Raw genomic sequence first — 20,119 nt, 5'->3', positions numbered from 1 at the left:
GACGGACAGTGTTTCCATGGCCATGTCGCCCTGGCGCTTGAGCACGGCGGCGCGCATGGTGGCGGGCACTTCCGGATGTCCGGGGGTGCGGGACTGTGCGGTTGATGTGGTCATCGAAGGGATCCTTTGCGGTTTGAAGAGGYGGTGGCGGGCTATTTGACGGCGCTATTTCACTGCACCAAGGGAGAGACCCTGGACGAGTTTGTCCTGGGCGGCGAACCCTGCGAACAGCACCGGCAGGGAAATCACGACGGCGGCGGCGCAGACCTTGGCAATGAACAGGCCCTGGCCCGAGACAAAGCCGGTGAGGAAGACCGGGGCGGTGCCGGCCACGACGCCGGTGAGGACCCGCGCCAGGAGGAGTTCGTTCCAGCTGAAGATGAAGCAGATCAGCGCGGTGGCGGCGATGCCGGGCATTGCCACCGGGGCGATGACCTTTCGGAGCGTGAGCAGCAGGGTGGCGCCGTCGATCTGGGCGGCCTCAAGCATTTCGACGGGCACTTCGGCAAGGAAGGACCGCATCATCCACACGGCGATGGGCAGGTTCATCGAGGTGTACATCAGGACCAGGAACCAGATGTTATCCAGCGCGCCGGCGGTTTTGGCGAAGAGGTAGAGCGGCAGGACTGCGGCGACGACGGGCATCATCTTCGTGGAGAGAAAGAAGAACAGAACGTCGGTCCACTTTTTAACCGGCCGGATTGACAGGGCGTACGCGGCGGGGATGGCCAGCAGCAGGACGAGGATGGTGGAGAAGATCGAGGCGGTGGCGGAGTTAATCAGCGACGGCCAGGGGCTGACGCCGGAAGTTGCGCCGAAGAACTCCTTGTAGGCGTCCAGGTTAAGGTCGGCGGCGATCGACGGCGGGTTGGTGGCTGCGTCAATTTCGGAATGGAACGAGGTAAGGATCATCCACAGGACCGGCACCGCGAACAGCAGGGCCAGCAGCCAGGCGGCAATGCCGGCGGCGGTGTTGTTGCGGGTGGGGTCCATGCGTGACTTGCCCCGGCGTCGTGATCCCGTGGTCGAGGTGGACGGGGTGGGGACTGATGACCTGGGCCCGGCGGGGGTGAGGGTGCTCATCGTGCTGCCTCCTTCTTGAAGAGCGAGAATACGGTGCGGAGTGCGAAGGTCGCCACGAAGATGGTGCCGATGACCACCACGACGCCGGCCGCTGAGGCCAGGCCGTATTCGTTGGCGTAATAGAACGTCTCGTAGATGGCGTAGGGCAGGTTGGCCGTGCCGAGGCCGCCGGAGGTGATGACGAAGGTGGCGTCGAAGTTCTGCACGATGTAGATGGCCCCGAGCAGTCCACCGAGTTCCAGATACTGGCGCAGGTGCGGGAGGGTGAGGTGGCGGAAAATTGCCCAGGGAGTGGCACCGTCCATCTGGGCAGCTTCAACGGTGTCCATGGGGCGGGACTGCAGGCCGGCGAGCAGGATGAGCATCATGAACGGGGTCCACTGCCAGACCAGGGAGACGATGATGGCCATCAGGGGTGCCGACGACAGCAGGTCCGGCTGCGGCGGGGCGTCGGAGCCGAAGAGCGACCAGATCCAGGTGAGGGAGCCGTTGATCAGACCGTAGACCGGGTTGAGGATGGCGTGCTTCCAGATGAGTGCAGCCGCGACCGGAACGATGAGGAAGGGTGCGATCAGCAGAGTCCGGGCCAGGCCCCGGCCAATGAACTTTTTGTCCAGGAGCAGGGCCAGGCCGAGGCCGAGGCCGAGGCTGACCAGGACCACCGAGACGGTCTCGACGATGGTGGTGAGGATTGCCTGGAGCATGTACGGGTCGGTGACCACCTGGATGTAGTTCTCGAACCCGGCGAATCCGGTCTTGTCCGGGCTCAGGCTGTTCCAGTTCATGAACGAAATGATCAGGGTCACCACGAATGGAAGCTGGGTGACGATGATGAGGAAGATCAGGGCCGGCAGCAGCGGTGCCCGCCGTGCCCAAGCCACTGCGCGTTCCCGCGCCCTGGCGTTCCTGGATGGTTTGGCTGTGCTGCTCCCTTGCCGGGAGACGCGCGCCGTTGCGGTAGTCATAATGTTCTCCTGCGGTTGGGTTGTTACTTCTTGTACTTGTCGCCGACTTTTTGTGCGGCTTCCTGGCCCTTGGCCACCGCATCGGCAACGGAGCCCTGGCCGGCGATGGCGGAGCTCACACCTTGGGACACCCGGGTGCCCAGGGCCGCGAACTCGGGAATACCGACGAACTGGATGCCGACCGCCGGCCGCGGCTGGACACCGGGGTTGGTCGGATCCGCGTTCTCAATGGCGAAGCGTTCGGCCTTGAAGAACGGCGCGGCCTGCTGGAACTCGGTGTTCTCGTACGTGGAAATGCGCTTGCCGGATGGGACCTTGGACCAGCCGAGCTTGGACGCGACCAGTTCCTCGTACTTCTTCGAGCTGGCCCAGGCGATAAATTTGGCGGCAGCTTCCTGTTTCTTGGAGGCCGCCTGCATCGCCCAGGACCAGGTCCACAGCCAGCCGGAGGACTTGGTCTCTTTCACGGGCGCCTGGGCATAACCGATCTTTCCCTTCACGGGAGAGGCCTCGGCTTCCAGGGCTCCGGCCGCGGAGGTGGCGTCGTACCACATGGCGACCTTGCTTTGACTCATGTTGTTCAGGCATTCGGTGAACCCTGCCTGGGCGGCGCCCGCTTCACCGTGCTCCCGCACCAGATTGGTGTAGAACTCCGTGGCTGCGGTGAATTCGGGGGCGTTGACCTTCGCATTCCAGTCCTTGTCGAACCAGGTCCCGCCGAAGGTGTTCACCACGGTGGTCAGTGGTGCGAAGACCTGGCCCCAGCCGGGCTGGCCGCGCAGGCATATGCCCTTCATCCCTGGCGCCGCCCCGTCAGCCTTGGCGGCGAGGTCGGCGACCTGGTCCCAGGTCGGCTTCTCCGGCATGGTCAGCCCTTTGGCGTCGAAGATGTCCTTCCGGTACATCAGGAAGGAGGATTCCCCGTAGAAAGGTTCGCCGTAGAGTTTGCCGTCCGTGCCGGTCAACGACGCCGTGTAGGCCGGCAGGATGTCCGCCTGGTTGAACTCGGCGTCCCTGGCCACGTTGTCCAGCGGCGCCAGCCAGCCGTTGGCGGAATAGAACGGGATCTCGTAGTTGGACAGTGACGCAATGTCGTACTGGCCGGCCTGGCTTGAGAACTCCTGGCTGATCTTGGCGCGGACGTCGTTTTCCGGCAAGACGGTGTAGTTGACCCGGATGCCGGTTCCCTTCGTGAAGTTATCAGCGGTGAGCCGCTGCAGGTCCTCCATTTGGGGGTTATTGACCATCAGGACATTGATGCTGTTCGGGTCGCCTGCGGAATTGCCGCCGCCGGCGCCTGCACAGGCCGAGGCGCTGAGTGCCAAGCACAGGGCGCCTGCCGCCATGGCGACGCGTGTTTTTGCGCGCATTAAGGACTCCTTTGTTCGTCAGGGGGTGCGATGCTGCCCTACTCCGATTGCTGTGTCGGGGTGCGGGGCGGTGAGCGGGACGAGGGCCTCAATGCCGGATGCCTCGCTGGTGTTCCTCAAGATTAGGCTTGTGGCATAGGGCACAACTAGCGCGATGCTTGCTGAATTCTGATACTAATTTTCCGGGGGCGGCCCCATCCGGGCGCTATTCTGGGAAGAGTCGGCACAGATGCCGCACATTTGTCATGATCCGAACGCAGGGAGAACCACGATGAGCGCGGCGGACCCAGGCGGCGGCTCGGCCATCAATGACGGCGCAGCGGCCAGGCTTGCCGAAAGACTCCTGGGGATGCGGGCCAACCGTGAGGTGATTCCGGAAGACCCCAACCATTCCGTGCGCTGGCACGAGCACGACTACCCCAGCCCGGTCGCACGTTGGAACTACCATCCTGAATACGAGCTGCACCTGATCCGGAAAGGCACCGGAAAGTTCATCGTGGGAGACCACATCGGCACTTTCGAGGCAGGACACCTGCCCCTGGTAGGTTCGGGGCTGCCGCACGACTGGGTCAGCGACCTGAGACCCGGAGAAGTGCTTCAAGGCAGGGACGTCCTTATCCAGTTCGACGGAAAATGGGTCGAGAGGGCCGCCTCGATTCTGCCGGAAATGGCCGAGGTTAAACCCTTGCTGGAACAGTCCTCGCGTGGGATCGAGTTCCTCGGACGATCAGCCCGGGCCGCCGCCGTTTCCCTGGAGGCGATGGGGACCTCCACCGGATTGCAGCGGCTTCAGCATCTCTTTGACGTGTTGGCGATTCTTTCGCGTGCGCCAGAGACCGAACGGCGCTACCTCGCCGACGAATGGTTCAGGCCGCAACTGGACGGGCAGGCCGCGGCGGTGGTGGACCTCGTCCTCGAGTATGTCTTCAGCAACCACGCCGGCAGCGTCAGGATGTCCGAGGCGGCGGCGCTGGTGGGTATGTCGGAACCGACATTTTCGAAGTATTTCAAGCGCGCGACCGGCCAGAATTTCAGTGATCTGGTGCGCAAACTTCGGCTGGCCCACGCCCGCCGCCTGCTGGAGCGGAGCGACAAATCGATCTCGGACATCTGCTACGAAGTGGGTTTCACGAACCTGTCCAACTTCAACCGGCATTTCCGCAATGACGCAGGCGAAACCCCCCGGGACTATCGTCAGCGGGTGCAGCACTGACGGCAGCAGCGCGGGGTTCTGCATTCTCCCGCCCCGGAGCGCGCGAGCTGGTCACCATGGCCTGGCGATGGGCATCGGCGGTAGATTGTGGGCATGGGACAGACTTCCTCGGGCCGCCGGGATTTTCTCGCTGATCGGATCTTGGGCGTGGCGGAGTTCAGCCACGCGCATTGGTTTTTCGGCAATCTCTATGAGGTCCTCGTCAAAATCCCGCACCGCGTCGCGGCCGCGGAAGCAAGCCGTGAACTGCCCCGCTCGCCCTTTGGAGCGGGAAGCCCGGGCCGTTATTACGCACCGATTGCACCGATCAATGCGCCGGCGGCGATCGCTGCCCTCGTGGCAGGCTGGAATCATGCCGACAGCAGGCCATGGCTGCTAGTTGCTGCGGCCAGCTCGACGACGGGTGCGGCCGCCACCGCCTATCTGCTCCGGTCCATCAACCCAGACCTGTTCTTCAGCCCACAACCRCTCAGTGAGACGCGCCGCAACCCCCTGCTGAAGCGGTGGTACAGGGTCCACGCCGTCAGGCTCGCCGCCAGCGCAGTTGCCCTGGCCGCCATCCACGAGGCACGAACACTCCGGCTCAGAAACCGCGGATAACAGCCAGGCGCCACAACCTGAAGGAGATCTTCATGGGCAAGCTGACAGTGACTGCTTTTTCCACTCTGGACAACGTCGCCGAGGAGCCCCAGCTCTGGACGGGCCCGTTCTTCAGCGACGCCACCGTGGCCTACAACGAACAAGTTCTGGCCGGGGCGGATTCGATGCTGCTCGGCCGGGTCACCTATGACGGCTTCGCCGCCTCGTGGCCGTCGCGGTCGGGCGACTTCACCGCCGACACTTTCAACGCGATACCGAAGTATGTCGTGTCGACCACACTGGACCACGCCGGCTGGAACAACAGCACTATTATCGCCGACGACATACCCGGCCAGGTCCGCGAGCTTCGCGAGCGGGAGAACGTGCTCGTGTGGGGAAGCCCGACGCTGACCAAGACGCTCATGGAGGAGAACCTCGTGGACGAGTACGTCCTGCTGGTGTCCCCCATCGTGCTCGGGCGTGGCAAGAAAATGCTGCCGGAGGACGGAACCCGGTACACACTGCGGATCGTCGAACTTGAACTCCTTGAAGGCGGGATACTGGCCCTCCGAATGGCGCCGGCAGGGTCCTAAGGAGAGMACATCAGAGGATGCGCCTAGCTATCGCGCTTGGGTGCCGCCCGGACATGGGTGCGCTGACCTTGTTTGCCGATAAGGCTGAGGAATTCGACCGGACCGGCGCTGGTTGCGCCGAACCAGTGCGGGGTTCGGGTGTCGAACTCCACGGCTTCGCCGGGCCTCAGGATCAGGTCATGTTCACCGAGGACCAGGCGCAAGGTGCCATTGAGGACATAGGCCCAGTCGTGGCCTTCGTGGGTGCGCAGCTGAGGCTCCTGCCCATCCCTGCCCTTGGGGAGGATGAACTTGTAGGCCTGAATGCCGCCCGGGCGGCGCGTGAGAGGCAAGATCGTCGACCCGTCCGGACCTGCGACGGGACGCAGATTGAGCCGGGGGTCGCCGGTCGGCGGCGCATCGACGAGTTCGTCGAGGGTTACCCCGTGCACGCGGGCCAGGGGGAGGAGCTGCTCGAGAGTGGGCCGCCGGAGGCCTGCTTCGAGTCTGGAGAGCGTGCTGGCGGAGATGCCTGTCTGCTCGGCGAGGTCTGCGAGGGTGACGTCCCGGCGGAGTCGCAGGCGCTTGAGACGCGGCCCGACGGCGCTGAGTGTGTGGTCGAGATCGTCGTTCATGAGGGCTATTTTGCCATTCGGCAATACCGCTTGCACATCCACCTGCCAGCCCGGGAGCATGGAATCTGAAGGCACATCAGATCGTAAGGGGTTCCACATGGCCGGGACGGCAGAGACATCGCCAGGGGAAGCAGCGGGCGGACGCGACGGTGACGCGATGACGCACAGCTTCGACAAGGACTACTGGCAACAGCACTGGGAACAGGCCCACGGTCCCGCCAAGGCAGATTCGGGAGGGGCTGCCCCGAACCCGCATCTCATCCGCGAAACCAGCGGACTCGCACCGGGAACAGCGCTGGATGCCGGGTGCGGGACAGGGGCAGAGGCGACCTGGCTCGCCGCGCACGGCTGGCAGGTCACCGGCGCCGACATTTCAGGCGCTGCCCTCGCCCAAGCGGCCGAGCGTGCCGAAGGGCAGTCTGTGTCCGGCACGGTGACCTGGGTCGAGGCGGACCTGACGTCATGGGCGCCGGGAGGCCGGTTCGACCTTGTGACCACCCACTACGCTCACCCGGCGATACCGCAGCTTGCCTTCTACGAACGCATCTCGGATTGGGTAGCCCCCGGCGGCACGCTGTTGATCGTCGGGCACCTGCACGCTCCCGCCTCCCCGGGGCACGGGCACCGCCCTCCCCCGGAAGCGACTGTCACCCTCGCGGACATCACCGGGGGTCTCGACGCTGCCGTATGGAGCATCACGAGTGCCGAGGAGATCACGCGGACACTCCCCGGACCCGGTGACCGTGCGTTGCCGCTGCACGACGTCGTCGTGCGTGCCACCCGGCGCGGGTGACCTCACAGTTTCCGCCGCGCTGCACCCCCGGTGTTGCTCAGTCCGGCCGGCTGGCATCTACCGGGTAGGTCATGAACGCCGGCGTCTCGTACGGATGAACGGACAACGCGGCATTGACGACGGCGTTACGCCGGGATCGGGGGAAGATTGCCTCGATCCGGGTTTCCGGCACCTCCTCGGAGGAACCGACGACGCCGACGAACGGGGTCGCGCCGGGTAACGGGGTAAAACGCCCGGTGCCGTCGAGGCTGAACGAGCAGTGGGAGTAATTGCCGAGCCTGCCCGCCCCGGCGTCGCCAATGGCCTGCCGGACCGCGGGCGCAGCGTTGGTGGGGACGTAGATGACCAGACAATCCATGGGCTCCATGGCAAAAAGTCTGCCACCGGGTGCCTCTCAGCGCCGAGGGTTCCAGCGAATCAGAATGTGGATGCTCCGGACTCGCCGAGCGGGTGCTCGCGCTCGATCTGGGCGACCTTCGGATCGTTCTCGTCGGCGCCGTAGTCGGAGTTGCGTGTGATGTCCTTCCCGTCGGGGAGCTTCATTGCGTGGAAGAGAAGAGACAGACCGGCGGCGACGATCAGGTTGATCGCAAACGCTGTGACGGCGATGTAGACCTGCGTGTCCGTGCCGGGAATGGCCGCGATTGAGCCGCCAAAGTGGGCTTTCGTGACGGGGTTGACCACGTTGTACGCCGCGATGGTGCCGTAGGTGATTCCGGCTGCCCAGCCGCCGAAAAGCGCCCACCGGTGGAACCAGCGCGTGTAGAGCCCGGCAACGATCGCCGGAAAGGTCTGCAGGATCCAGATACCGCCGAGCAGCTGCATGTTAATTGCCGCCGACTGGTCCATGGCAATGACGAATACCAGGGCACCGAATTTCACCACGAGCGACGCGATCTTAGAGACGTGTGCCTCCTGCCGGGGTGTGGCATCGGGCCTGATGAGATCGACGTAAATGTTGCGGGTGAACAGGTTTGCCGCTGCTATTGACATGATCGCGGCCGGGACAAGAGCACCGATGGCGATAGCGGCCAGTGCGATGCCGGCAAACCACGCAGGGAACTGGTCCAAAAACAGCTGCGGCACCACCAGTTGCGGGTTGATGGCACCGTTCAGGTCGACCGGCACGGTACCGGCAAATATGGCCGCGTAGCCCAGCAGTGCCAAAAGCCCCAGCATCAATGAGTACAGCGGGAGCACAGCGGCATTCTTACGGATCGTGTTCCTGCTCTTGGTTGCCAAGACGCCGGTGATGGAGTGCGGGTACATAAACAGCGCCAAGGCAGAGCCCAGGGCCAATGTCCAGTAGGCGGAGTAGCTGGCGGCGCCGGGGATGAACACGCCGGTGGGTTTGCCGGTGGCCGGGTTGGTCGCACCCAGTTTCGCCTCGGCGGAGTTGAAGATGGGGTCCCAGCCGCCGAACTTGATCGGCAGGTAGATGACCGCAACGATCACTGCCAGGTAAATCAAAAGATCCTTCACAACGGCGATCAGGGCCGGAGCCCGCAGGCCCGACGTATAGGTGTAAGCGGCCAGGACCACGAACGCGATGATCAGCGGCAGGTCCGTCAGCAGAACGTTCTCCGAACTGCCCAATCCCAGCACAGTGAGCACAGCCTTGATGCCGACCAACTGCAGCGCGATGTACGGCATGGTCGCGACGATGCCGGTGATGGCGACGGCAATGGTCAGGGACCTGCTGCCATAGCGGCCGCCAATGAAGTCGGCCGGCGTGACGAACCCATGTCGATGCGAGACGGACCACAACCGGCTCATCAGGAGGAATACGATTGGGTACAGAACGATTGTGTACGGCACCGCGAAGAAGCCGGTCACGGCCCCGGTGGCCCACATCGCAGCGGGAACGGCCACAAAGGTATAGGCCGTATACAGGTCACCCCCGAGAAGGAACCAGGTCACCCAGGTCCCAAACCCGCGGCCGCCGAGGCCCCACTCATCGAGGCTGTGCAGCCCCGTTTCCTCGCCCCGGCGCCACCGCGCGGCAACAAACCCCAAAACGGCCACCAGGACGAAAAGAATAATCACAATAGTGAGTGCCACGACGTTAACGGGCCGGTCCGGAGCGGCCAGCGGAAGGGCCATCCCGCTCATCGCTCCTCCCCGGGACTGGTCAGGCCGCGCACCGATTCGCGCCTGCGGCGATCCTCCTTGATCACTAGCCAGTAGGAGACCCCGACCAGGGCCGAGGTGATCGGAATCCACATCATCTGGTACCAGTAGAAAAACGGCATACCCACCCAGCGTGGCTCATCGACCGAATACGCGGGCACAAACAGCGGAACCACAATGGCGATGGTCAAAAGGATTCCGGTGATGACATATGGACCGGATCTGGCCGGCCCGCGTGTTGGCACATCGGGACTGGACATCGATGCCTCCTCATCGAGACGGCCCCGGAGCGGGAAGGCTTCCCGGGAGGTGCCGGGACCTGCAGACCGCATGTCGCAACGGTCTTTACAGAACAGAATAGACACCGGCCTTCGTCTCCGACAGGGCCAGCACGCCTCGGCGGAAAGCCGAACGGCGCGAATCGGGATGCGTGCGCCGGGTTCCGAGTTTCCGGCTCAGGCCGCTCGGTCGATCAGTCGGACCTGCCGGGGGAAATACGGCGGCTGCGCTGCGACCGTCTCAAAGACGACGAGACGGCGCACGTTTTTGAAACGATCCGGTCCGAAGACGGCATCCTCGATCTGCTCGTAAATTGCGCCTGGGGCGGCTACGAGAAGCTTCTGGTCAGCGCAGCGCCACCTCGGCAACACGATCTACGGCAATCCTCGTCCGCACCTCGGACAGCGGCGAGCAGGCGATCAATTTCAAACTGCCTTTCCCGGTTCCCCACCGTGGGTGGTCCTGCGGCCGCTGCCGGGAATTGGGGGCCAAACCCCAGGCGGAGTCGCGGCGGGCTGACATACTTTGGCGATGGCCGTCTACTTCGAATGCACAACGCGGACAAGCACGCCCAGGTCGGAATTGTTTGATCTTGCCCGCARCATCGACGTTCACAAGGACTCGATGGCGCGGTCACGGGAGGATGCCGTCGCCGGCGTCAGGTCCGGTCTCATCTCCTTAGGAGAAGAGGTCACCTGGCGGGCCTGGCACTTCGGGATCCCATTCCGGATGACGAGCCGGATCACTCAGATGGAGGCGCCGGGGTATTTCGTCGACGAGCAGATCAAGGGTCCGTTCCGGCGGTTCAGGCACGTCCATGAGTTCAGCGAGGACGCGGAGGGAACCAGAATGGTTGACCGGATCGAGTTCGCAGCCCCATTCGGTCCAGTCGGGCGCGTAGCCGAGAAGCTCGTCCTGGCCCGCTACCTCCGGCACGCAACCGTCACCTGACCGCGGATCCGCAACCCAAATAACGATGGATTTCGCCGACCAGTTGACCCGTCCCGCTCCGGGAGCCCAGGGTGTCCATGAACAAATGGCAAGGCCATGCAACACTGGTCGGATGCCGGCGTTCAGCATCTTCACATCCAACGAGTTTTCCGATGCCGAAGTTCTCTCGTTGTACGAATCTGTGGGGTGGGCCGCCTATACCCGGTTTCCAGAACTGCTCACCAGAGCGATCCGAAGTTCCTCGTTTGTCGTGACGGCCCGGAACGCGAATGGTGAGCTTGTTGGCCTCGCGAGGGTTGTGTCGGACGATGCGACCATCTGCTATCTGCAGGACATCCTTGTACGGCCGCCTTTCCAAGGCGCGGGCGTAGGCCGGGCTCTGGTGGAGCAGGTCACGGCACGATACGCGCATGTCCGGCAAACAGTGCTCATCACTGACAATGAACCAGGGCAACGCGCCTTCTACGAAGCCATGGGCTTTATGGAGGGGTCAAACTTCGCCCCGGAACCCGTGCGTGTCTTCGCTCTATTTCGGTAGTCCCGGAGTTTCAGTTCGAAATGACTGGTATTTCCCAGGACCTTTCGTCCTGGCCGCTGCGAACAACTCAGCCTGTAAGAATGGGGCATGCCCCCGCTCAGGTTTCCGATCAGACGGTTGGCCGAAGACCCGGCCCACGTCCTCGACCGCCGTCGGTGGCCAGGTAACCTGCCCCCTGTCGCACAGGTTCTGGACCAAGGGCTCGACCTGACCCCGGCCACAATCTTCGTAGGCGAAAATGGGTCGGGAAAATCCACTCTCGTGGAAGCCATTGCACAGGCTTATGGCTTGTCTCCAGAAGGCGGATCTACAGGGGCCCGCCACAGCACCCGATCCACGGAGTCCATACTTGCCGATCACCTGCAGCTTGTCCGCAACGCCGGCGGCACAAGACGCGGCTACTTCCTGCGCGCGGAAACCATGCACGGCTTCTTCACCTATCTCGAGAAGAACCCGAGCACCGTGGGTCCGGACATCTCGTTCCACGACATGTCACACGGCGAATCGTTCCTGGAACTGGCAGTGGATCGTTTCCGGGGACGCGGATTGTGGGTGCTCGATGAACCGGAATCAGCGCTGTCCTTCGCGGGATGCCTCAGCCTCCTTGCGGTCTTGAAAGATCTCCTCGCCGACGGCTCCTCGCAAGTCATCATGTCCACTCACTCCCCCGTTCTTGCAGCGCTTCCAGGCGCGCAGATTCTCGAAGTCGGCCCGTGGGGACTTCGTCAGCAGGAATGGCCGGACCTCGATCTGGTTTCCAACTGGCGATCATTCCTGGACTCCCCCGAAAGATACCTGCGACACCTATAAGCCCGGCCTGGTCGGGGTTGAACTAACGGCGTCCCCGAACGGACAATGCCTGACAACGCCAAAGGGGAACAACGAACCGCCGATCTCGGTCAACGCTAATGCGTCGAGTTTTCCCTACTGCTTTTGGGCGAGGCGCTGGAGTTGCCATGCGTGCACGCCGCTCACCCAGTCCCACCCTGGAGCGGCCGATGGGCCGACCCGCGGGTCGCTGGGATCATGGGCGTCACGCAAGGCGTGCACGTACGCCCGATCCTGGTCGATCCGTGCGCGTACCTGATCAGCTCCGCCGACGGACCCGTGGCCGGGGACGAGGACATCGACGTCGCGCGCCACGCCCTCGAGCAGCCGCAGCGCGGCGAGGTAGTCCTCGATCGGGTCAGCGGTGTCGTTCAAGTCGAGCATCGGGATCAAGAGATCAGAAAGCATGTCGCCGGCGACGAGAACCCCTCGTTCCTCAATCAACAGCGCCGCGTGGCCCGGGGCATGTGCTCGATGCTCGAGGATGCGGACTTGGGGCCCATCCCAAGGAATCTCCGCCGTCCCGACGGGCAGGCCGGTAATAAGGCCGAGGAGATCCAGCGGTACCTGTTCGGGGATGCCGGCCGCCTTTGCGACCGCCTCCACTCCGCCCGACAGCCGATCCCGGGCGGTAGCCGCGCAGCGCGCGGTGCCGTAACGGGGAACCGCGCCGAGCCCGGCGGGCCAAAGCAGGTGATCCCAATGAGGATGCGTCGAGAAGCCTGCCACAACCGTCTGGCCCGAATCAGACAAATCCTTCGCGAGGCATTCCATTTCGTAGCCGTGCACCCCGGGGTCGATGAGCAACACACCAGCCCGGCCCCTTACAACAACGGCATTGCTCTGGCAGAACTCGCTCTCGTGGATCAGCACACCCTCCGCGACCTGCCTCAACACGGGCTGGCCTCGTTTACATCGCGGGTGGCGTAGTTGTCCCCCGGAACTTGCTCGACCCGCGGGTCGGTGGAGACATTCATCCAATGGTCGATGCGGCCCATCATCTCCTCTTCCTAGCAGTGTTGCGTTCTGCAACTCCTATAGCGAGGACCAAATACCTGTCAAGGATGACGCGTGGGATCACGGTTCCAGGAGAGGCACTTATCCCGATACAAGACGGTTGACCGTTTTGCTAGGATCGGACCAGTCTTTCGTCTCCCTTTCAGTGGGCGACTGCTGGATCCCGGAATTGCGACGCGACAGGGTGCTTCAGAGAAGGCCAGCGGAACTCCCGATCAACTCGCGCAGCGGGTGGGTGACGATCCTGCTTCCACGTCCCAGAGTTGAAGTTGAGGTTCACAGATGGTCATTCAGGATCGCGCGAAGGCCACCCGCGGTGCCATTGTCGTCGGCGCCGCTGCGGTCTTTGAGGAGCACGGCTACGGCAGTGCCAGCTTGACCCAGGTCTCTGAGGCGGCCAGGGTGACCAAGGGCGCCCTCTATTTCCACTTTCAGTCCAAGGAAGATCTCGCCAGGGCGGTCATCGAGGAGCAGCATCGGATCGTCGTGGCCGAAAGCGAGAGCATCCTTGCCGGGGACTGGCCAGGCCTGACGGCAATGATCCTGCTGTGCCGCGCTTTCGGTCTTCAACTGGTGCACGAGCCAGTTGTCAGGGCCGGCATCCGATTGACGTTTGAGGCGACGGCTTTTGGTCCGCCCGTGCGCGGCCCTTACGAGGACTGGGTCGCCGTAATGCAGCAGCTTACCGAACGGGCCAAGGCAGAATTGCAGGTCCGGCCCTCCGTCGACGCCGGGACATTTGCCCGATACCTTGTTGCTTCGTTCACCGGGGTTCAGATGGTCTCCGGAGTACTCACCGACCGCGCGGACGTCATGCAACGGATCGAAGAGATGTGGGAAATTGTGCTGCCGGGGATCATGCATGACGATTACAATGGTGACCCCCATGCTCTCTCCGGACTGGTTTCCGCTGGAAGCCCCAACCCGCCGCGGAGTCCTACCCCACCATCACCGTGACAGCCTCGCACGGCCAGCGAGGGCTGCAGCCCCCGGGCAGGTGGTGCCTTGCTTGCCATCGTCGAGATTTTCTGCGAGTCCGCCTCACATAAACCGGATGACCGCCTTGTTTTAGGGTGAGTGGTCATCTATTCTTGTCTCGGATCCATTGGGGACTCCGCTCGAAGAGCGGCTGTGTCGGCGCGCATTTTTTGGGGGGCGCCGGCACAGACCCCCGGCCTGGACTGTCCGCCATGGCGATCCCAGTGAGTTCGCGGCGGCCGCCGCCGTCACTTTTGAACTTGAACAAGCCTCCGCCTATGGTGGTGGGAGGCGCCCCGATGCATCCCCCAATAGCATCGGGGCGCCCCCATGTGCCGAGGATTGGAGCGGGACGAGTGAGGCCGTTCGGGAGCCCTCCCCTCGGCCACTACCCACGGCACAACTGCGCCGCTTACCGTCGCAACGCAAATCTCAGAGGGACAGTTTGAAGCCCACGTGCGACGCTTCGAAGCCAAGACGCTCATAGAACCGGTGTGCTGCGACCCTGGACTCGTCAGATGTAAGCTGAACCAGCCTTGCGCCACGCCGGCGCCCTTCAGCGATCGCCCACGTAATCATCGCCCCTCCAAGGCCGTTGCTCCGAAGATTAGACCGGACCCGCACTGCCTCGATCTGCAGTCGTGTAGCTCCGCCTCGGGCGAGGCCGGGGATGAATGTCAGTTGCATGGTCGCAACCACTTCATTTTCGGTTGAGACAACTACGAGAAGAAGCTGCGCGGGGTCCTCATCAATTGCCTGGAAAGCAAGATCGTAGGGATGCCGGTGCTCGATTGCAATCGAGTCGACAGAGGCCCGGAGCTGGTCGGCAGCCAGAAGCCCAACAATCGAAGCCACATCACATGATTGAGCTTTCCTGATGGTGAATGGGCCGCCAGGCAGTTCCAGTTCAGCGAGAGTCATTTCCCCAGTATTCCAGCCGTCTGAAATCAGTCAGACGCCGACCTCCGCCGGCTCGAAACTACATGGTGAATTCTGGACTGCCAATGACCAAAAAGCCGCAGGCTAGAGCCACGCGAAATTGCGGCTCCAACTTTCGGGCCACCGTTCACGAGTCCATTGAGACCTTCGGAATATCGGGCCGGGAACCCTGGGCGGGACGGATCAGGCAATAGCGGACGGATTTGCGGGCTGCGTGGCGTTGGGCCGCCGGCGTGAGGCCAGCACGCCAATGATTGCGGTCACGACGACGACAAACGTTGCCAGAACTGACGCGTTGAGGACGAGCGAGAGTTCCATTTGGTGCGGGAGAAGCATAGATTCGTCCCACCCTGCATTGTCGGCGCGATTGATGAAGTCTGCGTCGATCGGATTCCACAGGATGGCCGCGACACTGGTTGCCACCAACGCGCAGAGACTGAGGGCCAGCTGGACGAGGGACCCGACTGACGGCTTTCCATTGCGGCTTGACGGACGTTTGTCCATAACTTCCCCCGTTTAGTCTCAGTCGTGGCCGTTGCAGCCGCCGGTAATGCATTGCCCGTTGCCCACCGCCGAGGCGATGTCAGCCGGTCCGGTCGCTTCGATAAGCCCTGAGTGCGTCTTCTCTGATCCACTTTCGGGTCAGGAAAGCGTCCAGAACGCAAGAAACGCCGAGGATCGTCCAGGAAGTCCAAACCGGTGCAAGGCCGGCAATCACCAAGACCCCGACAGCAACAACGAAGCCGACGGAGTCGTAGCCGTAGCCGTAGATCCGGCGTGCACGGGTTGCAAATCTCGCCTCTTGCGTTTCGCGAAAGTAGTTCAGCATCAGTCCCCCAAGGTTCGAATCGGAGCCTACCGCACTGGCTGCACCAAATACCGAAAATGGATGCGCGCCAGATCCGGCGTTGACCCACAAGATTTCTCATCGGCACCGCTATTTGGTCTTCGCCTCCTCCGCAGCACGTTGGAGGATCCTGCACCGGCACGTCGGGTCGTCGGGTTGCCTCGAACCACGCCCCGTCTGGTTCGATGAGTGCATGGATCATTCGCAGCTGAAACTGTCCGCCCCGAAGCTCAATGCGGGCGATCGAGTCGCGGTTCTCTCCCCGTCGTTCGCCGCCCCCGGATTCGCCCCGGCCGTGCATGAGCAGGCGATGCGGCGGCTCACATCGGCCACGGGTTTGATCCCTGTGGAATTCCCGACGACGCGCAAGCTCGGTTCCAGTCCCGGGGAACGGGCGGCGGACATCAATGCGGCGTTCGCCGATCCCAGCATCCGCGCGATTCTCGCCACCATCGGCGGCGACGACCAGATCACGGTCGTACCTCATCTCGACGAGGCGACCGTGCGGTCGAATCCAAAGATCTTCGTCGGATACAGCGACAACACCAACCTGCTGAACTGGCTGTGGTCACTCGGGATACGCGGATATCACGGAGGGTCGACCCAGGTCCACCTCGGCGCCGGGCCGGGTGCTGACGACGTCCACCTCGCTTCCCTGCGGGCCGCGCTGCTCACTGGAGGCGAGCTCGAGATCACCGACCCCGGGGAGTCGGAGGACTTCGGGCCGGATTGGCTCGAGCCGCGGGCACTCGTCGAATACGGCGACCGCGAACCCACCGAACCCTGGACGTGGACAGGTCCCGGACGCACGGTCTCCGGTTACACCTGGGGTGGCTGCATCGAAGTCCTCGACCAGCTCGCCATCGCCGACAGGCTGCCCTCCGTCGACGCGCTCCGGGGCACAATCCTGATCCTCGAAACCAGCGAACTGCTGGCTCCCGCAGATTGGGTCAAGCGATGGGTTCGAGCGCTCGGCGAGCGTGGTGTCCTGGGGGCGGTCGACGGCGTGCTGGTCGCCAGGCCTCCAGTCAGCAGCCACGGACAGGTTCCGTCTGCCGCCGAACGGGCTCGGCTCCGCGCCGCACAATGCGATGCGGTCAGCACCGAAATCGCCCGATACAACCCGGCCGCCGTCGTTTGCATCGGGGTTCCCTTCGGGCACACCCGCCCGCAGTGGATCCTCCCCTACGGCGGTCGAATCCAACTCGACGGCGAAGCCAGGACGGTTACAGCCAGCTATGCCTGATCGTGGCAGGCAGTGCCAGGAGCACACGTCGGGTCATCTTCATTTCCTATGCGATCGGACGCACGTTCTGATTTGATCGGAAGAGGTTGATGGGGTCATATGCGGCTTTGACGGCGGCCAGCCGGTCGTAGTTGGCGCCGTAGGCTGCCCTCACCCGTTCCTCCCCTTCCTGGCCAAGATCGTTGACGTACACCCCGCTAGCGGCAAAGGGCTGCATCGCTTCGAAGAAGGCGCGGGCCCAGCCGACGTGGCGCTCCGTTTCTGCCGGCTTGGACCACTGGCCCAGGATGAGGAGTTCGCTCTGGGACCGGCGATGCGGAAATGCCGTCGCCGCCGGGGGAACCCGAGCGGCCACACCGTGCAGTTGTTGCATTCCGATGCCGCTTGCCGCTGAAGGCATCTCGGCCGCAAACTGGAGCAGGACATCGATGGCGTCGGCGGTGAGGTCAGTCAAAAAGCTCGATTTCCAATAGTGGTGCCGGCCCGGCGGAAAGCCGCCGTCGTGGGCGCTTTGCCAAACGCCATAATCGGTGGGCACCACCGCGTCCACATCTGGGCCGAGGTCGCGCAGGGGCCGGAGCGCCAGCTCCGCCTCATCATGCGCGCCGCTCCAGCAGACGCCGATGCCGAAGACAGGGCGTCCTGAGGTGTCACACCCCAGACTGGCCGACATCGAGAGTTCGTCGGGGCACGAAGCGGCGAATCCGGGATAAAAGCCCAGGACCTCCCTTGTCCGTTCGGCCGGGAATGAGAGCGCTCCGGCAAGAACCTGTCCGACGGGATGCAAACGATAGGTGAAGGACGTGACAACACCGAAGTTGCCGCCGCCTCCGCGGATGGCCCAATAGAGGTCTGTGTGTTGGTCGGGGCTCGCCGTCAACAACCTGCCATCCGAAGTCACGATGTCGGCGGCCAGCACGTTGTCGCAAGCAAGCCCGTGTTGCCGTTGAGCCAGCCGATGCCACCTCCGAGGGTCAAACCGGCGATGCCGGTAACCGACACAACTCCGAGCGGCGTGGCCAGGCCGTGCGCCTGGGTGGCGACGTCAAGGTCGACCAGGAGCGCACCCGCTCCAGCCAAGGCGACGCGCCGTTCGGCGTCGACCTGAACGTTCTTCATGCCGGAGCAATCCAGCATGAGCCCTCGGGCGCCGACGGCGTTCCCTGCCACCTTGTGGCCGCCGCCCTTGATAGAGACAGGGAGATCATTTTCCCGGGCGAAGTTCACGGCAAGGCGAATATCCTCGGCGTCGGCAGGGCGGACAATGACGTCCGGACGGCGGTCAATCATCGCATTGAAGACCTTCCGGGCGTCGTCGTAGCCGGCGTCTCCGGGCCGGAACAGCCGGYCCCGGAGCGCCGAAACCAGGCCATCGACGGCGGATGGGTCAAGCGACGGTGCGGGGGTCCGGAAAGCCACGCCACGGCACCTTTCTCGTTCGAGATCGTCAAGGACGCGCGCCGGCCTGCGGCGTCGCGCTCATTTGACCGTCAATGAGCCGTGCATGTTGGGGTGGTAGTTGCAGTGAAAGGCGTAAGTCCCCGGTTCGGAAGGTGCCTTGAATGTGGCCGTGCCGCCGTTTTCCTTGACCTCGACATCAAAGAGGGTCGCATTCTGGTCCGCGGTTACCGTGTGCTCTGCGGTGTCCATGTTGATCACCTTCACCTCCGCCCCGGGAGCCACCGCACCCGGGATCTCGTAGGCGAAGTTGCTGATCGTGATTGTCGCGGCGGCGGCGTTCGCCGCCCCGCTTCCCGGCCCCGAAGCGGTGGAGCCGGCCGGGGCAGACGGTTCCATCGACATGCTGGGCGAGGTCCCGGCGGTCGTGGCAGGGGCCGACGCCTGGGTTCCGCCGCCTCCGGCACAGCCGCTCAGCCCGATCAGTACTGTTGCCAACACAAGTGCAGTCCGTGTCTTGTTGCTCGTCATGATGTGCCGTCCTCAACGCTGGAGGGGGCTGAGAAATCAGCCCGGCTTCTTTCCATTCTGCATCCGCCACCATCAAAAAGCACCGCTGAAAAGCTCCGACAGAGAGCACGGGCCATCAGGGCTGCGTCCTGGCCTTTTGCAGGTAGGCCATGAGTCCGGCCAGTTGCTCCGGGGTCCAGGGCAGATCGGCGCTGAGGGCAGTCTTATTGTCCTGCCACATGGAACGGGCAGTGGCTTTGGTCTCTTCGCCTGCGTGGAACATGGATCCGATTTCGTCCCATGCCGTGGCCCATTCCCGGATGGACGGATCGGATACCGGCGTCCTGTTTTCGACATGCTTGAGACCCTCCTCGACCAATGCGGCCCACCGGACTTTGGCGGCCTCGATGCTGTCGCTGCCAAGTTCGGCTCTGCGGCCGGCCAGTTCCTGGCGCTGTTCTGGTGTGAAGTAGTTTTCGAGCATGGTGATCATCTCCAAAGTTGCCATGAACTGTTCCGGCACCGGCATGGTGGCCCCGTCGATACGTGAAAGCAGGTCGCGTATCCGGTCCTGGACCGCCTGGACCTGCTCGGCGTGCTGGCTAAGATGCAGCAACTGCCTTTCCAGGAGCGTGCGCAGCGAGCCAATGTCATCGGCAGGGGTTCCCAGTGCAACGCCGATTTCGGCCAGCGGGAGGCCGAGCATCTGCAGCGACCGGATCCGGTAGAGCCGCCGGACATCTTCCTCGGTGTAGCGGCGGTGGCCGGAAGCCGTCCGCCGGCCTGCCGACAGCAACCCAATCTCGTCGTAGTGATGGAGCGCCCGGACCGTGACGCCGCACGCTTTGGCAAGTTCGCCGATGCTCGATTGACCTGCGGCACCGCTCGTCTCTGTCATGTGAACAACCGTAGATCCTCACCCCGCGTGAGGATCAAGAACCTACTGGCCCGGCCGGCCGGTCCGGTCAGCCAGTCTTCCCGACGTCGGCCAGCCGGTTGTTCAGCCGGTCCACCTCGTCGAGGACTTCGGTCGCCGCCCAGGCACGGCTGCGCTTGGACTGGGTGACGGGGGTAATGACCCCGGCGGTGGAGAGCCGCTGCAGTGCGGCGTACACGGAGCTTTCGGCGACGCCGGCAATGTGGGCTGCGCTGTGGGCCTCGAATACGGGCCGCTCCAGCAGCCACGGAATGATCTTCTCGTCCGCGGATCCTCTGCGTGGCCTGGCCAGCTCCAGCCACATCGCCGGC

At 63.6% G+C, this 20,119-nt stretch carries 24 protein-coding genes and 1 pseudogene; 9 read left to right on the top strand and 16 right to left on the bottom strand.

Annotated features, from left to right (window positions below):
- Positions 1–165: 165 nt before the first annotated feature.
- The 3 genes from AC1D1S_RS10515 to AC1D1S_RS10505 are packed head-to-tail and all read right to left on the bottom strand — an operon-like array spanning position 166 to position 3,418.
- Entirely contained in the window at positions 166–1,083 is a 918-nt protein-coding gene (locus tag AC1D1S_RS10515; protein ID WP_243177441.1) for a carbohydrate ABC transporter permease, read from the bottom strand.
- Positions 1,080–2,048, bottom strand: a complete 969-nt coding sequence (locus AC1D1S_RS10510) for a carbohydrate ABC transporter permease (RefSeq protein WP_476944554.1) — start codon at positions 2,046–2,048, stop codon at positions 1,080–1,082. Before AC1D1S_RS10510 ends, AC1D1S_RS10515 begins: the two co-directional genes overlap by 4 nt.
- 23 nt (positions 2,049–2,071) lie before the next feature.
- The gene (locus AC1D1S_RS10505) at positions 2,072–3,418 is read right to left on the bottom strand and encodes an ABC transporter substrate-binding protein (protein WP_476994394.1); all 1,347 of its coding nucleotides are present in this window, start codon (positions 3,416–3,418) and stop codon (positions 2,072–2,074) included.
- A gap of 271 nt (positions 3,419–3,689) precedes the next feature.
- Between AC1D1S_RS10505 and AC1D1S_RS10500 the strand changes: the two genes are divergently transcribed.
- The 3 genes from AC1D1S_RS10500 (at position 3,690) to AC1D1S_RS10490 (ending at position 5,803) form a co-directional block, all read left to right on the top strand.
- Positions 3,690–4,631, top strand: a complete 942-nt coding sequence (locus tag AC1D1S_RS10500) for an AraC family transcriptional regulator (protein WP_476994393.1) — start codon at positions 3,690–3,692, stop codon at positions 4,629–4,631.
- A gap of 93 nt (positions 4,632–4,724) precedes the next feature.
- Entirely contained in the window at positions 4,725–5,231 is a 507-nt protein-coding gene (locus tag AC1D1S_RS10495) for a hypothetical protein (protein WP_156945092.1), read from the top strand.
- A gap of 32 nt (positions 5,232–5,263) precedes the next feature.
- Positions 5,264–5,803, top strand: a complete 540-nt coding sequence (locus AC1D1S_RS10490; protein ID WP_476994392.1) for a dihydrofolate reductase family protein — start codon at positions 5,264–5,266, stop codon at positions 5,801–5,803.
- A gap of 23 nt (positions 5,804–5,826) precedes the next feature.
- On the opposite strand, the gene AC1D1S_RS10485 is transcribed toward AC1D1S_RS10490, so the two are convergent.
- Positions 5,827–6,417 (bottom strand): helix-turn-helix domain-containing protein, encoded by a 591-nt coding sequence (locus AC1D1S_RS10485; protein WP_476944643.1) that lies wholly within the window; start codon positions 6,415–6,417, stop codon positions 5,827–5,829.
- A 97-nt stretch (positions 6,418–6,514) separates the two neighbouring features.
- Between AC1D1S_RS10485 and AC1D1S_RS10480 the strand changes: the two genes are divergently transcribed.
- The gene (locus AC1D1S_RS10480; RefSeq protein ID WP_476994391.1) at positions 6,515–7,210 is read left to right on the top strand and encodes a class I SAM-dependent methyltransferase; all 696 of its coding nucleotides are present in this window, start codon (positions 6,515–6,517) and stop codon (positions 7,208–7,210) included.
- A 37-nt stretch (positions 7,211–7,247) separates the two neighbouring features.
- On the opposite strand, the gene AC1D1S_RS10475 is transcribed toward AC1D1S_RS10480, so the two are convergent.
- The 3 genes from AC1D1S_RS10475 to AC1D1S_RS10465 are packed head-to-tail and all read right to left on the bottom strand — an operon-like array spanning position 7,248 to position 9,600.
- Positions 7,248–7,577 carry a hypothetical protein gene (locus AC1D1S_RS10475; RefSeq protein WP_476994390.1) on the bottom strand — a complete coding sequence of 110 codons (330 nt, stop codon included), beginning with the start codon at positions 7,575–7,577 and terminating at the stop codon, positions 7,248–7,250.
- A gap of 50 nt (positions 7,578–7,627) precedes the next feature.
- On the bottom strand, positions 7,628–9,322 hold the full coding sequence (mctP, locus tag AC1D1S_RS10470; protein ID WP_243177434.1) for a monocarboxylate uptake permease MctP: 1,695 nt from the start codon (positions 9,320–9,322) through the stop codon (positions 7,628–7,630).
- Positions 9,319–9,600 (bottom strand): DUF3311 domain-containing protein, encoded by a 282-nt coding sequence (locus tag AC1D1S_RS10465; RefSeq protein WP_043435481.1) that lies wholly within the window; start codon positions 9,598–9,600, stop codon positions 9,319–9,321. The genes mctP and AC1D1S_RS10465 overlap by 4 nt, the downstream gene beginning before the upstream one ends.
- Before the next feature lie 643 nt (positions 9,601–10,243).
- Between AC1D1S_RS10465 and AC1D1S_RS10460 the strand changes: the two genes are divergently transcribed.
- The 3 genes from AC1D1S_RS10460 to AC1D1S_RS10450 all read left to right on the top strand — a co-directional run bounded on the left by AC1D1S_RS10460 (position 10,244) and on the right by AC1D1S_RS10450 (position 11,918).
- Positions 10,244–10,570 (top strand): SRPBCC family protein, encoded by a 327-nt coding sequence (locus AC1D1S_RS10460; RefSeq protein ID WP_476994389.1) that lies wholly within the window; start codon positions 10,244–10,246, stop codon positions 10,568–10,570.
- A gap of 112 nt (positions 10,571–10,682) precedes the next feature.
- Positions 10,683–11,108 carry a GNAT family N-acetyltransferase gene (locus AC1D1S_RS10455; protein ID WP_028276249.1) on the top strand — a complete coding sequence of 142 codons (426 nt, stop codon included), beginning with the start codon at positions 10,683–10,685 and terminating at the stop codon, positions 11,106–11,108.
- 87 nt (positions 11,109–11,195) lie between these two features.
- On the top strand, positions 11,196–11,918 hold the full coding sequence (locus AC1D1S_RS10450; protein ID WP_476994388.1) for an AAA family ATPase: 723 nt from the start codon (positions 11,196–11,198) through the stop codon (positions 11,916–11,918).
- 114 nt (positions 11,919–12,032) lie between these two features.
- On the opposite strand, the gene AC1D1S_RS10445 is transcribed toward AC1D1S_RS10450, so the two are convergent.
- Positions 12,033–12,809, bottom strand: coding sequence for an MBL fold metallo-hydrolase (locus tag AC1D1S_RS10445; protein ID WP_308197221.1), 777 nt, complete (start codon positions 12,807–12,809; stop codon positions 12,033–12,035).
- A 426-nt stretch (positions 12,810–13,235) separates the two neighbouring features.
- Here AC1D1S_RS10445 and AC1D1S_RS10440 point away from each other — a divergent pair, with 426 nt between their 5' ends.
- Entirely contained in the window at positions 13,236–13,910 is a 675-nt protein-coding gene (locus AC1D1S_RS10440; RefSeq protein WP_476994387.1) for a ScbR family autoregulator-binding transcription factor, read from the top strand.
- Positions 13,911–14,363: 453 nt separating this feature from the next.
- Here the strand turns inward: AC1D1S_RS10440 and AC1D1S_RS10435 are convergent, their stop codons facing one another.
- From AC1D1S_RS10435 to AC1D1S_RS10425, 3 genes are all read right to left on the bottom strand, one after another.
- Complete coding sequence (locus AC1D1S_RS10435) at positions 14,364–14,852, bottom strand: GNAT family N-acetyltransferase (RefSeq protein WP_476945205.1); 489 nt, start codon at positions 14,850–14,852, stop codon at positions 14,364–14,366.
- A gap of 201 nt (positions 14,853–15,053) precedes the next feature.
- Entirely contained in the window at positions 15,054–15,293 is a 240-nt protein-coding gene (locus AC1D1S_RS10430) for a hypothetical protein (RefSeq protein WP_243177428.1), read from the bottom strand.
- Between the two features lie 160 nt (positions 15,294–15,453).
- A complete protein-coding gene (locus AC1D1S_RS10425) occupies positions 15,454–15,789 on the bottom strand; it encodes a hypothetical protein (protein WP_476994386.1) in 336 nt (111 codons plus the stop codon).
- Positions 15,790–15,910: 121 nt separating this feature from the next.
- Here AC1D1S_RS10425 and AC1D1S_RS10420 point away from each other — a divergent pair, with 121 nt between their 5' ends.
- Complete coding sequence (locus AC1D1S_RS10420; RefSeq protein ID WP_476945207.1) at positions 15,911–16,963, top strand: S66 family peptidase; 1,053 nt, start codon at positions 15,911–15,913, stop codon at positions 16,961–16,963.
- 46 nt (positions 16,964–17,009) lie between these two features.
- Here the strand turns inward: AC1D1S_RS10420 and AC1D1S_RS10415 are convergent, their stop codons facing one another.
- The 5 genes and pseudogenes from AC1D1S_RS10415 to AC1D1S_RS10395 all read right to left on the bottom strand — a co-directional run.
- On the bottom strand, positions 17,010–17,882 hold the full coding sequence (locus AC1D1S_RS10415; RefSeq protein WP_476994385.1) for an FAD-binding oxidoreductase: 873 nt from the start codon (positions 17,880–17,882) through the stop codon (positions 17,010–17,012).
- On the bottom strand, positions 17,861–18,382 hold the full coding sequence (locus AC1D1S_RS10410; RefSeq protein ID WP_476994384.1) for an FAD-binding oxidoreductase: 522 nt from the start codon (positions 18,380–18,382) through the stop codon (positions 17,861–17,863). The genes AC1D1S_RS10415 and AC1D1S_RS10410 overlap by 22 nt, the downstream gene beginning before the upstream one ends.
- 60 nt (positions 18,383–18,442) lie before the next feature.
- Positions 18,443–18,892, bottom strand: coding sequence for a cupredoxin domain-containing protein (locus AC1D1S_RS10405; RefSeq protein ID WP_052355065.1), 450 nt, complete (start codon positions 18,890–18,892; stop codon positions 18,443–18,445).
- 115 nt (positions 18,893–19,007) lie between these two features.
- A complete protein-coding gene (locus AC1D1S_RS10400; protein WP_476994383.1) occupies positions 19,008–19,769 on the bottom strand; it encodes a MerR family transcriptional regulator in 762 nt (253 codons plus the stop codon).
- Between the two features lie 67 nt (positions 19,770–19,836).
- Positions 19,837–20,119: pseudogene (locus AC1D1S_RS10395) on the bottom strand (Fic family protein); the annotation flags it as partial.

This window comes from Arthrobacter sp. P1_A5, assembly GCF_056406825.1.
Note: the sequence above shows the minus strand (reverse complement) of the source record. Positions and strands in the feature narration are given on the sequence as shown.